General features: G+C 66.0%; 13 protein-coding genes. 6 read left to right on the forward strand and 7 right to left on the reverse strand.

What is annotated here, in order from left to right:
- On the reverse strand, positions 1-834 hold the full coding sequence (locus ACQY78_RS14305; RefSeq protein WP_428676114.1) for an ABC transporter substrate-binding protein: 834 nt from the start codon (positions 832-834) through the stop codon (positions 1-3).
- A 130-nt stretch (positions 835-964) separates the two neighbouring features.
- Between ACQY78_RS14305 and ACQY78_RS14310 the strand changes: the two genes are divergently transcribed.
- The 5 genes from ACQY78_RS14310 to ychF all read left to right on the forward strand — a co-directional run bounded on the left by ACQY78_RS14310 (position 965) and on the right by ychF (position 5,486).
- Entirely contained in the window at positions 965-1,873 is a 909-nt protein-coding gene (locus ACQY78_RS14310; RefSeq protein WP_428676116.1) for a TauD/TfdA dioxygenase family protein, read from the forward strand.
- 145 nt (positions 1,874-2,018) lie between these two features.
- Positions 2,019-2,951: a ribose-phosphate pyrophosphokinase gene (locus ACQY78_RS14315; protein ID WP_298318850.1), complete on the forward strand. Its 933-nt coding sequence runs from the start codon at positions 2,019-2,021 to the stop codon at positions 2,949-2,951.
- 75 nt (positions 2,952-3,026) lie between these two features.
- Positions 3,027-3,716: a 50S ribosomal protein L25/general stress protein Ctc gene (locus ACQY78_RS14320; RefSeq protein ID WP_428676118.1), complete on the forward strand. Its 690-nt coding sequence runs from the start codon at positions 3,027-3,029 to the stop codon at positions 3,714-3,716.
- Positions 3,717-3,743: 27 nt separating this feature from the next.
- Positions 3,744-4,385 (forward strand): aminoacyl-tRNA hydrolase, encoded by a 642-nt coding sequence (gene pth / locus ACQY78_RS14325; protein WP_428676120.1) that lies wholly within the window; start codon positions 3,744-3,746, stop codon positions 4,383-4,385.
- Positions 4,386-4,388: 3 nt separating this feature from the next.
- On the forward strand, positions 4,389-5,486 hold the full coding sequence (gene ychF / locus ACQY78_RS14330) for a redox-regulated ATPase YchF (RefSeq protein WP_428676122.1): 1,098 nt from the start codon (positions 4,389-4,391) through the stop codon (positions 5,484-5,486).
- Between the two features lie 129 nt (positions 5,487-5,615).
- On the opposite strand, the gene ACQY78_RS14335 is transcribed toward ychF, so the two are convergent.
- Complete coding sequence (locus tag ACQY78_RS14335) at positions 5,616-7,550, reverse strand: PhoX family protein (protein WP_428676124.1); 1,935 nt, start codon at positions 7,548-7,550, stop codon at positions 5,616-5,618.
- Between the two features lie 153 nt (positions 7,551-7,703).
- On the opposite strand from ACQY78_RS14335, the gene ACQY78_RS14340 reads away from it, so the two are divergent.
- Positions 7,704-9,074 (forward strand): esterase-like activity of phytase family protein, encoded by a 1,371-nt coding sequence (locus tag ACQY78_RS14340; protein WP_428676125.1) that lies wholly within the window; start codon positions 7,704-7,706, stop codon positions 9,072-9,074.
- 188 nt (positions 9,075-9,262) lie between these two features.
- Here the strand turns inward: ACQY78_RS14340 and ACQY78_RS14345 are convergent, their stop codons facing one another.
- The 5 genes from ACQY78_RS14345 to ACQY78_RS14365 all read right to left on the reverse strand — a co-directional run bounded on the left by ACQY78_RS14345 (position 9,263) and on the right by ACQY78_RS14365 (position 13,980).
- Positions 9,263-10,771 carry a tripartite tricarboxylate transporter permease gene (locus ACQY78_RS14345; protein WP_425068376.1) on the reverse strand — a complete coding sequence of 503 codons (1,509 nt, stop codon included), beginning with the start codon at positions 10,769-10,771 and terminating at the stop codon, positions 9,263-9,265.
- Between the two features lie 4 nt (positions 10,772-10,775).
- Entirely contained in the window at positions 10,776-11,261 is a 486-nt protein-coding gene (locus ACQY78_RS14350) for a tripartite tricarboxylate transporter TctB family protein (protein ID WP_428676127.1), read from the reverse strand.
- Between the two features lie 2 nt (positions 11,262-11,263).
- Entirely contained in the window at positions 11,264-12,244 is a 981-nt protein-coding gene (locus tag ACQY78_RS14355; RefSeq protein ID WP_428676129.1) for a tripartite tricarboxylate transporter substrate binding protein, read from the reverse strand.
- 45 nt (positions 12,245-12,289) lie between these two features.
- Positions 12,290-13,216 carry a tripartite tricarboxylate transporter substrate binding protein gene (locus ACQY78_RS14360; protein WP_428686383.1) on the reverse strand — a complete coding sequence of 309 codons (927 nt, stop codon included), beginning with the start codon at positions 13,214-13,216 and terminating at the stop codon, positions 12,290-12,292.
- Positions 13,217-13,356: 140 nt separating this feature from the next.
- Complete coding sequence (locus ACQY78_RS14365) at positions 13,357-13,980, reverse strand: FMN-binding negative transcriptional regulator (protein ID WP_428676131.1); 624 nt, start codon at positions 13,978-13,980, stop codon at positions 13,357-13,359.
- Between the last annotated feature and the right edge of the window lie 16 nt (positions 13,981-13,996).

The raw sequence follows: 13,996 nt of genomic DNA on the forward strand, positions 1-13,996 counted from the left end.
CTAGGCCGGGCCGGGGCCGCGAATGACGAAGGTCTCGACCGGCAACTTGGTGAGACCATACTTGTCGAACAGCTTTTCGTAGTAGCCGTCCTTCTTGAGCTCGGTGAGCGCGGCCGCGACTTTCTCGGCGACGTTCTTGTTGCGATACATCTGCGTCGTCGGCGCGCTGCCGAGGCCTGTCGCGGTGATCTCGATCAGGCCGCGCCGCTTGATCTCGACCGCCGTCACGTCGATCAGGATCGCGGTCTCGACCTGGCCGGCCCGCAGCGCCGCCAGCACGTCGGTGGCGGTCTTGAAGGTCAGGATCTCGATGGGCTTGGCGCCCTTGGCGACCTGCTCCTTGTCGACGCCGCGCAGCCAGCGCTCCTGGTAGGAATTGACCTCGACGCCCGCCTTGCGGCCGGCCAGCGATTCCGCGTCGGTCAGCTTGAGCGGGGAATTCGCGGTGACGGTCAGCGCGATGGTCTGCTGCGCATAGGGCACGGTATAGGCGATCTTCGACCGCTCCTCCGTCCAGAACATGCCGGTGTTGATGCCGTCGAAGCGACCGCCCTGCATCGCCGGGATCATCGGCGGGAAGTCCATGCGGATCAGCTCGAGCGGGATGCACAGCTTCTTGGCGATCTCGCGCATCAGCTCGACGTTCAGCCCCTGCAGCTCGCCCTTCTCGTCGACGAACTGCTGCGGCGGCAGGGTCGGGTTGATCGACATCTGCAGCTTGCCCGCCGTGACCAGGTCGCTGTCGGCGATCGCCGGCTTGCAGCTCTGGGCCGCGACGGGAAGGGCGGCGATGCAGAGCGGAAGAAGCACAGCAGAGATCAGTGGAACACGCATGACATCCATCCTCGATAGGCCTGCCGCCACGAGGGTCCGCGGCACAGCGCTTGCAGTGGTGTTGGCCCAGAGGCCGGTCCAGGTCCGTGCCTGGGAAACAGCAATAACGGTGCCACTGAAGGAGTCCGTCATGCCCGCACAGGTCGATCACTCGTTCGATTGGCGCAGCGCCGCCGCGGCGCGCGGACTCGTCGTCACCGACCTCGCGGAGCATGTCGCGACGTCGATCGAAGGGATCGACCTCGGCGACGACCACGACGAGGAGATGGTGGCCATCATCCGCGCCGCCTGCGTCGCGCGGACCCTGCTGCTGTTCCGCGGCCAGGAGAAACTCTCTCCGGCCGGCTATCTTGCCTTCGCCAGCCGTTTCGGCGGCCGCCCCGACCTGCACTCGCTGCGGCACTATTGCCTGCCCGAGCACCACGAGATCTTCGTCGTCGGCAACGTGCACGAGGATCAGACCAGGGTCGGCTCACCCAAGGTCGGCCTCAACTGGCATACCGACCACTATCACCTCCCCGAGCCCGGCCTGTTCACCTACCTGCACGCCATCCAGGTACCGGACGGCCAGGGCGACACGCGCTATGCCAACGGCATCGCCGCCTACGAGGCCCTGCCCGAGGCCAAGCGCGCCGAGATCGACGGGCTGAAGGTGCTGCACAGCCGGGCACGCCTGTTCCGCAACCTCTTCCCCGAGGCCAGCGAGGAGGAGGCGGAAGCCGAGCGCCGCAAAATCCCCGACGTCGTTCATCCGCTGGTCCGTACTCACCCGGAGATCGGCAAGCGCGGCCTTTACCTCGGCGGCGAATGGGGGTCGTGCATCGACGGAATGCCGGCGGACGAGGGGCAGGCGCTCTACGAAGAACTGCTGCACCACATGATCCAGGACCGCTTTTCCTACCAGCATCGCTGGCAGCCCGGCGACGTGCTGATGTCGGACAATCGCTGCAGCCTTCACCGTGCCAGCGAATGGGACGAGGAGACACAGGTGCGCCGCCTGCACCGCATCATCACGATCGACGACAGGGCTCCGTACTGAAGCGACGAAAAGTCCTGTATTTCAGGGCGTTTACAGCGCTTCGACTCGTTGGTATGTTCCGCCCCGTCGCGGCCCGGGATGGCCGTTTTGTCGTTTTAGATCAACGGCTTAACCATGTCCCGCCCCGGCGCGAGGGCAGCGATTCATGAAGATTCTCACCGGCAACAGCAACAAACCGCTGGCCGAAGCCATTTCCGCCAAACTGGCCTTACCGCTGGTCAAGGCCAACATACGCCGTTTCTCCGACAATGAGATCTTCGTCGAGATCCTGGAGAATGTCCGCGGCGAGGACGTTTTCGTCATCCAGTCGACGAGCTTCCCGGCCAACGACCATCTGATGGAACTGCTGATCACCATCGATGCCTTGCGCCGCAGCTCGGCCCGCCGCATCACCGCGGTGATCCCCTATTACGGCTATGCCCGCCAGGACCGCAGGGTCGGCTCGCGCACACCGATCTCGGCCAAGCTGGTCGCCAACCTGATCACCCATGCCGGCGCCAATCGCGTGCTGACGCTCGACCTGCATGCCGGCCAGATCCAGGGCTTCTTCGACATCCCGCTCGACAATCTCTATGCCGGCCCGGTCTTCTCCAAGGACATCAAGGAGACGCTGAGCAACCGCAACCTGACCGTCGTGTCGCCCGACACCGGCGGCGTGGCCCGTGCCCGCGCCATCGCCAAGCGCATCGACGCCGACCTCGCGATCATCGACAAGCGCCGCGAGGCCGCAGGGATCAGCGAAGTCATGAACGTGATCGGCGACGTGAAGAACCGTGACTGCATCCTGATCGACGACATCGTCGATTCGGGCGGCACGCTGTGCAATGCCGCGGTCGCGTTGATGGACCAGGGCGCCACCTCGGTCTCGGCCTACATCACCCACGGCGTGCTGTCGGGGGGCGCGGTTGCCCGCGTCGCCGCCTCGCCGATCGAAAAGATGGTGATCACGGATTCGATCATGCCCACCGAGGCGGTGCGCGTGTCGCCCAACATCAAGCCGCTCAGCATCGCGACGCTGATGGCCGAGGCGATGAAGCGCATCACCGACGAGGCCTCGGTTTCGAGCCTGTTCGACTAGGAATTTCAAGAGATCCGGCGATTGGCACCCCTGGAGGCCACGCCGCGATAAGAGAGCAACCCAAGGAGATATCAGATGGCAGAGACGACCAAAGTCGTCGCGAAGATGAGGGACCGGGCCGGCAAAGGGGGCGCCCGTTCCAGTCGTCGCGAAGGACTGATTCCCGCCGTGATCTACGGCGACAAGCAGCCGCCCGTGATGATCGCCGTCGAACCGAAGTCGGTCGAGCGCGAGATTCACAAGGAAGGCTACTTCAATCACCGCATGAAGATCACCGTCGATGGCACGGACTACGACGTCCTGCCGCGTGACGTGCAGGTCGATCCGGTGACGGACAAGCCTCTGCATCTCGACTTCCTGCGCATCGGCCCCGAGTCGATCATCACCGTGCAGGTGCCCGTGCGCTTCCGCAACGAGCTGGCCTCGCCCGGCATCAAGCGCGGCGGCGTGCTGAACGTCGTGCTGCACGAAATCACGATCCGCACCAAGGCGGATTCGATTCCGGAGCTCTTCGAGGTCGACCTGACCGGCCTCGAGATCGGCCACTCGATCCACATGTCGGCGCTCAACATTCCCGAGAGCGCCCGCGTGGTGACGCGCGACAAGAACGCCACCGTGGCCTCGATCGCCGCACCGACCGTGGCGCGCGAAGCGGCCGCGACGGATGGGGCCCCGGCCGACGGCGCTGCGCCGGCGGCAGGCGCTGCTCCGGCGGCGGGTGCTGCGGCGGGCGGCAAGGCCGCTCCCGCCCCGGCGAAGAAGTAACGGGCGGGCGAAGGCTCCGCTCCGTCGATGCTTCTGCTGGTCGGGCTCGGCAATCCCGGGCCGCGCTATGCGGGGCACCGGCACAATGTGGGATTCATGGCGGTGGACGAGATCGTCCGCCGCCGTGTCTTCTCCCCCTGGCGTGCGCGCTTCAACGGCGAAGTGGCCGAAGGCCATCTCGGCGGCGAGCGTGTCATCGCCCTGAAACCCATGACGTTCATGAACGAATCGAGCAAGGCCGTGGGCGAGGCGGTGCGCTTCCTCAAGGTTCCGCTCGACCGGCTGGTCGTCTTCCACGACGAACTCGACATCGCGCCCGGACGGGTGCGCATGAAGAAGGGCGGCGGCGCCGGCGGGCATAACGGCCTGCGCGATATCGACGCCCATGTCGGCAAGGACTATCGCCGCGTCCGCATCGGCATCGGCCATCCCGGCCACAAGGACCTGGTGCTGCACTGGGTGCTGCGCGACTTCGAGCGTGACGAGCGCGATCCGAAGGACGGCTGGGTCCCGAAGGTCCTGAGCGCGCTGGCCGAGGAGTCGGCGCTGCTGGTCGAAGGCGGCGCCAAGGGCGACGAGAAATACATGAGCCGGGTGGCGCATCTCGCGCCGCCTCCCGACCTTCCGGCCCGCCTCGACATCAGGGGCGCCAAGGACAGCAAAGAGTAGACCATGGGATTCAATTGCGGAATCGTCGGCCTGCCGAACGTCGGCAAGTCGACCCTGTTCAACGCGCTGACCGCCACCCAGGCGGCGCAGGCGGCCAACTATCCATTCTGCACCATCGAGCCCAACGTCGGCCGCGTCGCCGTGCCCGATCCGCGGCTCGAAAAGCTCGCGGCGATCGCGGGGTCGGCCAAGATCATCAACACCCAGCTCGAATTCGTCGACATCGCCGGCCTGGTGAAGGGCGCGTCGCGCGGCGAGGGGCTGGGCAACCAGTTCCTCGGCAACATCCGCGAGGTCGACGCGATCGCCCACGTGCTGCGTTGCTTCGAGGATGGCGACGTCACGCACGTGAGCGGCAAGGTCGATCCGGTGAGCGACGCCGAGGTCGTCGAGACCGAGCTGATGCTGGCCGACATGGACAGCCTGGAAAAGCGCCTGCCCAATCTCGAGAAGAAGGCCAAGGGCGGCGACAAGGAAGCAGCGGCCGAGGCCCCCGTCGTGAAGAAGGCGCTCGACGCGCTGCGCGACGGCAAGCCGGCCCGCGAGGCCAAGCTCACGGACGACGAGCGCGCCGTGTTCGCCCGGCTTCAGCTCATCACCGCCAAGCCGATGATGTACGTGCTGAACGTCGAGGAAAGCTCGGCCGCGACCGGTAATGAGCACAGCGCCAAGGCCGAGGCCTTCGCCAAGTCGCGCGGCATGCCGTCGGTCGTGATCTCCGCCGCCATCGAGGCCGAAGTGGCGCAGCTCCCGGCCGAGGACCAGAGCGACTACCTGTCATCGCTCGGCCTCGAGGAGACCGGCCTCGCCCGCGTCGTGCGCGCGGGCTACGCGCTGCTCGACCTCGTGACCTTCTTCACGGTCGGTCCGAAAGAGGCGCGGGCCTGGACGGTGCGCCGCGCAGCAACGGCACCTGAAGCCGCCGGCGTGATCCATACGGATTTCGAGAAGGGCTTCATCCGCGCCGAGACCATCGCCTTCGACGACTATGTCACGCTGAACGGCGAGGCCGGTGCCCGCGATGCCGGCAAGCTCAGGCTCGAAGGCAAGGAATACGCCGTCAAGGACGGCGATGTGTTTCATTTCAGGTTCAATGTTTAACGCGCCTACGGCGCGATAAACATTGAACCGGTGAGCGGCAGCGCTTGTCATCAAGCGCGAGAGCTCACTCGGCGCAGAACAGACAAGAAAGCGAAAGGTCCCTCGCTACGCTCGGGATGACAACTTTCGCTAAGTTCCTATCTGCCCCCCACCCTTCTTCGTGATCGCGATCACCGACGGGCGCGGCGGCATGCCGTCCTTGAAGTCGGGCCAGCGCGTCGAGGGTTTCTCGAACGAAGAGCCGCGGTCCTCGCCGGGATGCTGGATGGCAAGGAACAGCGTGCCGTCGTCCGGCGCGAAGATCGGCCCGCACACTTCGGCGCCGGTCGGCGCCTGGTAGAAGCAGCGCGTCAGCGCCCGGCCGAAGCCCACTGTGTCGGCGGCATAGAGACCGTCGGCCACGCCGGCGGCCGACGGTGCACCGTCGGTCGCGATCCAGATGCGTCCCTTGCTGTCGAAGGCGATGTTGTCGGGACAGCTCAGCCAGCCATTCTCCGAGGTCGCGCGATGATAGCGGGCGCCGGCATCCTGCCCGGGCTTGCCGGCCAGCAGGAAGATCGACCAGGTGCCTTCTGCCGCGGCATGGTCGCCGTCTTTCGGCGCGATCTCGATTATGTGGCCGTGATCGTTGGGCGCCCGCGGATTGGCCTTGTCTACCCGCTCGGGCTTGCGCAGGCCGTTGTTGGTCAGCACGACATAGACCCGCCCGTTGACCGGATTGGTCTCGATGTCTTCCGGCCGATCCATGGGCGTCGGCTTCAGGAGATCGGCCGCGAGCCGCGTCTTCACCAGCACGTCGCCCTGGGTCGCAAAGCCGTTCTCAGGCGTGAGCGGTCCCTGCCCCTGCACCAGCGGCAACCACACGACCTTGCCGTCGGCCTCGAAGCGCGCGACGGAAAGCGTGCCCTCGTCCAGCAGGTTCTTGTTCGCGGCCCGATCGTTGGGGTTCCACGGCTTCGCGGTGACGAAGCGATAGACATACTCGAAGCGCTCGTCGTCGCCGCTGTAGAGAACCACGCGGCCGTCCTTGGCGAGCGCATAGGTGCAACCCTCATGCTTGAAGCGGCCCAGCGCCGTGCGCTTGACCGGCGGCGACGCGGGTTCGTAGGGATCGATCTCGACCACCCAGCCGAACCGGTTGGGCTCGTTCGGCTCCTTGTCGAAGTTGAAGCGATCGACGTGCTGGCCCCAGGCGTTGGTTGCGCGGGCCACGCCATAGCGCTTGCCGAGTTCGGTATCGGCCAGCCTTGCTGCGTCACCGTCGAAGTAGAAGTGGAAATTCTCCTCGCAGGTCAGCCACGTGCCCCAGGGCGTGCTGCCGCCGGCGCAGTTGCCGAAGGTGCCGAGCACGCGCGTTCCCGTGGGATCGGCCGAGGTCTTGAGCCGGTCGTTCCCCGCGGCGGGCCCTGAAATCTCCATCGGCGTCGTGGCGGTGAGGCGGCGCGCGAACTTGCTGTCGGGCACGACCTTCCACCCGGCGCCGTCGCGGGCGATCTCGATGACCGCCCCGCCGACCGATGCCATCTCGACCGCGACCTGATCCTTCGTGGCCTTCAGCGCCGCGCCGCGGCCGCTGCCCAGGCCGGCGAACATCAGATTGGGGTTGGTGTATTCGTGGTTCGCGACCATCAGGAAGCGGTCGCCGCTGCGGCTGCCGGCCGGCAGCGGATAGAGGCCCAGATAGTCGTTGTTGTAGCCGAACCGCTTCTCCTGCTCGGCCGCCGTGAGGGTGGCGGGCTCGAAGCCCGTGGCGCCGCCGATGATCGGATCGCCCCAGCGGATCAGCACCTGCATCTCATAGCCCTCGGCGACATGCTGCGTGCCGTCGAGCGTATGGGCCAGTTCCTTGAAGGTGAGAGACGAGGGACCGTTCGCCTGGGCCTGCGTATCGGTCGCGGCGAACGGACCGGCGAGCGAGGCCGCGAGGCCGGCGCCGGCGAGGCCGCGCAACGCGTCGCGTCGGCTGAGGCGCCGCTCGATCAGTTCGCCGATCGACGGCTCGGTGCTGGCGTTCACGCCGACATCGTCGGAATCGGTGTAGTCGTCATCTTGTGCGGCGGCCATCTGAACTCCTGGAAACGCACGTCTGGCGTAGCGGGCAATAGTGGCGTTTCCGTTACGATCCTGCACGGCCGGCGACGGCTTCCACAAGACCGTCAGTAAACCGTAGCGCGAAGCCTGTAGCAGGCAGATGTCACACCTCATGAAGAGATGAACATGAAAACACATCTGTTGTTTGCGGCGTCCGCGACCGCCCTTCTGCTCGCGGCCTTCCCCGCCTCTGCGCAGACCAAGTTTCCGGCCACCCTGGAAGGCCATGCGATCCTGCCGGCCATGACCCTCGTGCCCGCCCCGGCCGACGCGCCGCAGGAGCTGCAGATTTCCGGCCGCTATGCCGGCCCGGCCGGCCAGCGGGTCGACACGCCCGAGAGCGTGCAGGCCTTCTCGGCCCTCTCCGACAAGGCCGCGCCGCGTCCGACCGGCCTCAGCCTGCCGCTCAAAGGCCAGGCCGTGCAGGGCCTGTCCGGCATCAAGAACCTGAAGGACGGCACCTTCCTCACCATTACCGACAATGGCTTCGGCTCGAAGGCCAACTCGCCCGACTCGATGCTGATGTTCCATGTGGTGAAGCCCGACTGGAAGAGCGGCGCGGTCGAGCGCGTCTCGACCACCTTCCTCAGCGACCCGGATCGCAAGGTGCCGTTCCGCATCGTCAACGAGAACACGCCCCGGCGCTATCTGACCGGCGGCGACTTCGATCTCGAATCGGTTCAGCCGGTCGGCGACTTCCTGTACTTCGGCGAGGAGTTCGGCCCCTACCTGATCAAGACCGACAAGAGCGGCAAGGTCGTGCAGATCTTCGAGACCAAGGTCGACGGCAAGGTCGTGCGCTCGCCCGACCATCCGGCGGTCACGATGCCGGGCGCGCCCGGCGCGGTGAAGTTCGAGGTCCGGCGCAGCAAGGGCTTCGAGGGCATGGCCCAGTCGCCCGACGGCAAGTTCCTCTACCCGCTGCTCGAAGGCCCGCTGGTCACCGAGTCGGGCGAGATGGAAGCCAAGGACGGCAAGCGCTTCCTGCGCATTCTCGAATTCGACGTGGCCAAGGGCGAGTACACGGGCAAGAGCTTCAAGTACACGCTCGAGGCGCCGGCCAACGCCATCGGCGACTTCAACATGATCGACGCCAGCACCGGCCTGATCATCGAGCGTGACGACACCGAGGGCGACGCGGCCCAGGCCTGCAAGGACGGCGCGGTGAAGGCCGACTGCTTCAACGCACCGGCCAAGTTCAAGCGCATCTACAAGATCGATCTCGGCCAGGCCGATGCCGACGGCTTCGTGAAGAAGGTGGGATACATCGACCTGATGGACATCCAGGACCCGAACAAGCTCGCGCGCGCCGGCGCCAAGGACGGCAAGCTCACCTTCCCGTTCTTCACCATCGAGAATGTCGACCTGATCGATGCCGACCACATCATCGTCGGCAACGACAACAACCTGCCCTTCTCGTCGGGCCGCGCGCTGGGCAAGTCCGACGACAACGAGCTGATCCTCCTGAAGGTCACCGACCTCCTGAAGGCGAAGTAATCCGGAGTCTTTCCGGCGGGGACTGACTCAGTCGATCACCCAAACACCGACCTCACCCTGAGGAGCGAACGCAGTGAGCGTCTCGAAGGGTGGCACGAGCACCGCGTTCGTTGCCCATCCTTCGAGACGCCGCGCTTAGCGCGGCTCCTCAGGATGAGGGAAATTGCTCGAAGCGAGACTGAAAGTAGTTACTCGGTCACGTCGAGCGCCACCTTCTCGCGCTTCTTGCGGAGCGCGGGAAGGAGTGGTGCGATCAGCAGGAAGGCCGCGAGTGCCAGGCAGGCGACCGAGATTGGCCGCGCGACGAAGATCTCGAACGACCCCTGGCTCAGGATCAGCGACTTGCGCAGGTTGTTCTCGAGCATCGGCCCGAGCACGAAGGCCAGCACCAGCGGCGCCGCCTCGTAGCCGAACTTGCGCATGAGATAGCCCAGCAGGCCGGTGCCGATCATGACGAATACGTCGAACACGGCGTTGCCCGAGGCGAAGACGCCGACGATGCAGAACATCAGGATCAGCGGGAACAAGATCCTGTAGGGCGCCTTCAGCACCTGAACCCACATGCCGATCAACGGCATGTTGAGCACCAGCAGCATGATGTTGCCGACATACATGCTGGCGACGATGCCCCAGAAGACCTTGGGGTTCTGGCTCATCATCAGCGGCCCGGGCTGCAGCCCGTGGATGACGAAGGCACCCAGCAGCAGCGCCATGATGACGTTGGGCGGAATGCCGAGCGTCATCAGCGGAATGAAGGCGCCGCCGGCCGCCGCGTTGTTCGCGGCCTCAGGCCCTGCGACGCCCTCGATGGCGCCCTTCCCGAAACGCTCGGGCGTGCGCGACAGCTTCTTCTCCATCGCGTACGACGCAAAGGAGGCGATCACCGCGCCGCCGCCGGGCAGCACGCCCAGCAGGAAGCCGAGCAGAGTGCCGCGGCCGATCGGGCCGGCGCTCGCCTTCAGGTCCTCGCGCGAGGGCCACAGGCTGCCGATCCGCGATTGCACGATGTCGCGGCGAATCTGCTGCTCGATGTTCGCCAGGATCTCGGCCACGCCGAACAGGCCCATCACGACCGGCACGAGGCCGATGCCGTCGACCAGTTCGAGGCGGTCGAAGGTGAGGCGCGGCATGGCGTTGATCTGATCGAGGCCGATCAGGCCGACCACGACGCCGACCGCCGCCATCAGCAGCGCCTTTGCCATCGAGCCCTGCGTCAGGAACGACAGGATGGTGAGGCCAAGGACCATCAGGCTGAAATATTCCGGCGGGCCGAAGGCCACGGCGACCTGGGCCAGCATCGGCGCCACGAGCATCAGGGCGACGATCGCGAAGGTGCCGGCGACGAACGATCCCAGCGCGGAGATGCCGAGCGCCGGGCCGGCACGGCCGCGCTTGGCCATCTCGTGGCCGTCGATACAGGTGACGACCGAGGCCGCTTCGCCCGGGATGTTCACCAGCACCGCGGTCGTCGAGCCGCCATACATCGAGCCGTAGTAGATGCCGGCCATCATGATGATGCCGGACTCGGGCGAGCCCGAGAGCGTGACCGGCAGCAGCAGCGACATGGCCGAGATCGGGCCGATGCCCGGCAGCACGCCGACCAGCGTGCCGATGAACACGCCGATGAAGCAGTAGAGGAGGTTGACCGGATCGAAGGCGACCGCGAATCCCTGGTAGAGACCGGAAAGCACGTCCATCGCGTCAGCCCGCCAGCCAGGAGAGATAGGGAACGTCCTCGAGCCAGCTTCCCTTGGGAAGCTGCACCAGCAGGACCTTTTCCAGCACGTACCAGACCCCGACCGAGGCGACCAAGGAGATCGGGATCGAGAGCCTGGGCGCCACCGGATCGACGAAGGTCATCAGGAAGAGCAGAAGCGCCAGGCTGCAGAGCACGAAGCCCAGCTTCTGGAACAGGACACCAAAGACGATCAGGGCGGCGATCACCATGACGACGTTGCGCCATCGCGCCCCGTGCCAGAGATCCGCCAGCAAGGGCCCCTCGCCGCGCGCGCCGGCGACGGTGATCGACAGCGACAGAGCGCACATGAAGAGACCGAGCCAGAAGAAGACGAAGCCTGAGCCCGGCTCATGCAGGGTGCCCAGTTCGAGCAGCCAGCCCTGCCAGGTGACGAACACGCCGACACCCAGCCAGAACAGGCCTCCCCAGAATTCAGCGCGACGCAGCATGCTCAGCTCTTCTTCGCGAGCCCGAGCTGGTCCACGACCTCGCGCTGCTCGTCATACTGCTGCTTGGCGAACCTGGCGTAGTCCGCCGTGTTCAGGTAGCGCTTGGGATAGTCGTACTTGGCCATCAGCTCGACCACCTTGGGATCTTCGAGCGCCGCCTTGAAGGCGTCGTGCAGCTTCTGCACCACGGCCGGATCCATGCCCTTCGGACCGGCCAGCCCGAACGGCGAGTCGAGAGTCAGGTTGTAGCCCAGCTCCTTCAAGGTCGGCGCATCGGGCCAGCGCGGACTGCGCTCCTGCGTCCAGATGCAGAGCAGGCGGAACTTTCCGGCATCGACCAGCGGCGCCCAGCCGGTTGCGTCGGCGTCGGCCATGACGTGGCCGCCCTCGAGCGCCGCCCATCCCTCAGGACCGCCCTTGAAGGGCACGTGGGTGAACTTCACCCCGGCCTTGTGGGCGATCTGCTCCATCCCGATGTGCAGCGAGCTGCCGGCCCCCGGCGTTGCGTAGGTGAACTTGCCCGGGTTGGCCTTGGCGAAGGCGATGACGTCCTGAAACGTCTTGAATTGCGAGTCCGCCCGCACGACCACGCCGAACGTGTAGGCCGAGGTGTGGAGGATCCAGGTGAAATCCTTCATCGGATCGTAGGGCGTCTTCTGCATGTGCGGCAGGCGGAAGATCGTCACCGGCATCTGCGAGATCGTGTAGCCGTCGGGCTTGGCGGTCGCGGCCATGCTGGCCGGGCCGCTGGTTCCCGAACCGCCGGTGCGGTTGTCGATCACCACCGGCTGGCCGAGGATCTTGGCCGCGGCGTCGCCCAGCGCGCGATGCCAGACGTCGACGCCGCTGCCGGCCGGCCACGGCATGATCAACGTGATCGGCTTGTTGGGGAAATCCTTGGGCCCCTGGGCATGGCCGATGGCGGGCGCGAGAGCGGCGGACGCGACCGCACCCGACGCCGCGATGAACGAACGACGACGCATGAACTCCTCCCTTGTTGTTTTCTTCCCCGCTCTCTCCGGGGCGGACTAGCTCTTGGCGGCCAGTCCGAGCTTCTCCAGCGCCGCCTTCTCCTCGGCATAGAGCTGGCGGGCGAACTTGTCGTAAGCCGCCGCCGGCATGTAGCGCGGCGACATGTCGTACTTTTCCAGGGTCGCGATGACGTCCTTGTCCTCGAGCGCGACCTTGAACGCCTCGTCGAGTTTCTTGACGGCGAGCGGGTCCATGCCCTTCGGGCCGCCCATGCCGAACGGCGAATCGAACACCATGTCGAAGCCGAGATCCTTCAGGGTCGGCACGTCGGGCCAGTTCTTGGTGCGCTTCTCGGTCCACACGCAGAGCAGCCGAAGCTGGCCCGCGTCGACCAGCGGCTTCCAGCCCGTCGAATCGGCCTGCAAGGTCGTGTGCTTGCCGAGTACGGCGGCGTTGGTTTCCGCACCGCCCTTGAACGGCACCATGGTCCACTTGATGCCGGCCGCGGCCGCGATGCGCTCCATGCCGATGTGAAGCGAGGTGCCGGCGCCCGGCGTGCCGTAGGTCACCTTGCCCGGATTGGCCCTGGCGTACTCGATCACGTCCTTGAAGGTCTTGTAGGGCTGGTCGGCCGCCGTTGTGACGCCGAACGTATAGCCGCTGAGATGCGCGACGTAGGTGAAGTCCTTCAACGGATCGAACGCCGTCTTCTGCATCACCGGCAGCCGGAACACGGAAATCGGGAGCTGCGAGACGGTGTAACCGTCGGGCCGTGCGGTGGCGGCCATCGTGGCCGGTCCCAGCGTGCCGGAAGCGCCGCCCTTGTTGTCGATCTGGAAGGGCTGCCCCAGCACCTTGCTCGCCCGCTCGCACATGGCGCGGAGCGTGATGTCGCTCGATCCGCCGGCGGGCCACGGGACGATGAAGGTGATCGGCTTGCTGGGATAGGCCTGGGCGCGGGCGGCCGGAAGATACAGCGGCATGCCGACGCCGGCAGCGATCACTGTTCCCAGACCGCGCTTCACGAGACCACGACGACGGACCGTCATTTTATTTCCTCCCTTTTATTGGCGAGGAAAGTGGCCGATGGTCCGGTCGATGTAAAGAGATCGCAGAACCTGTGTTACGGCAGGACGCGCTTCATCCAGTGGGCCGTCGCCTGCGCGTCCTGGTTGTCGCTTTCCGCGAGCTTCTGCATCACGCGCTGCCGGTCCTCCAGGTCGCGGTTCTGGCTGAGCTTGATCTTGGTCTGCAGGCGCGCGAGCGGCATGCGGAAGGCAACGATGCCTCGCGTCTGCGCTTCGGCATTGCCCGGCGGCAGGCGGTCGAGGTTCCAAGACGAAGGGTCCGCCCCTTCGTAGGCCGTCGAGAGTTTCGTCAGCACATCGAGGGCGCCCTGCGTATCGGTGACGACCTCCGGCCGGCCATAGGCATGGACGGTGACGTAGTTCCAGGTCGGCACCTTGGGTCCGGGCGTGTACCAAGTCGGCGAGACATAGGCGTGCGGCCCCCAGAACAGGGCCATCGACTCCGCCGGCCGCTCGAACAGCTTCCAGTGCGGATTGGCCCGCGCGATATGGCCGATCAGCGAACCGTGTTCGCTGCCATCGTCCTGCCAGAGCAGCGACAGATGGGTGGCGAAGGGCGCACCGGTCTCGTCGGTCGTCATCAGGAGGGCCCAGCTATGGGCCGTCATGACCTCGCGGCCGACCGCTTCATCGCCTGCGAAATGCTTCGGAAGATACATGGCTTGGATTCCTTGA

Origin of the sequence: Reyranella sp., assembly GCF_965279625.1 — a bacterium.
Lineage (GTDB): Bacteria > Pseudomonadota > Alphaproteobacteria > Reyranellales > Reyranellaceae > Reyranella.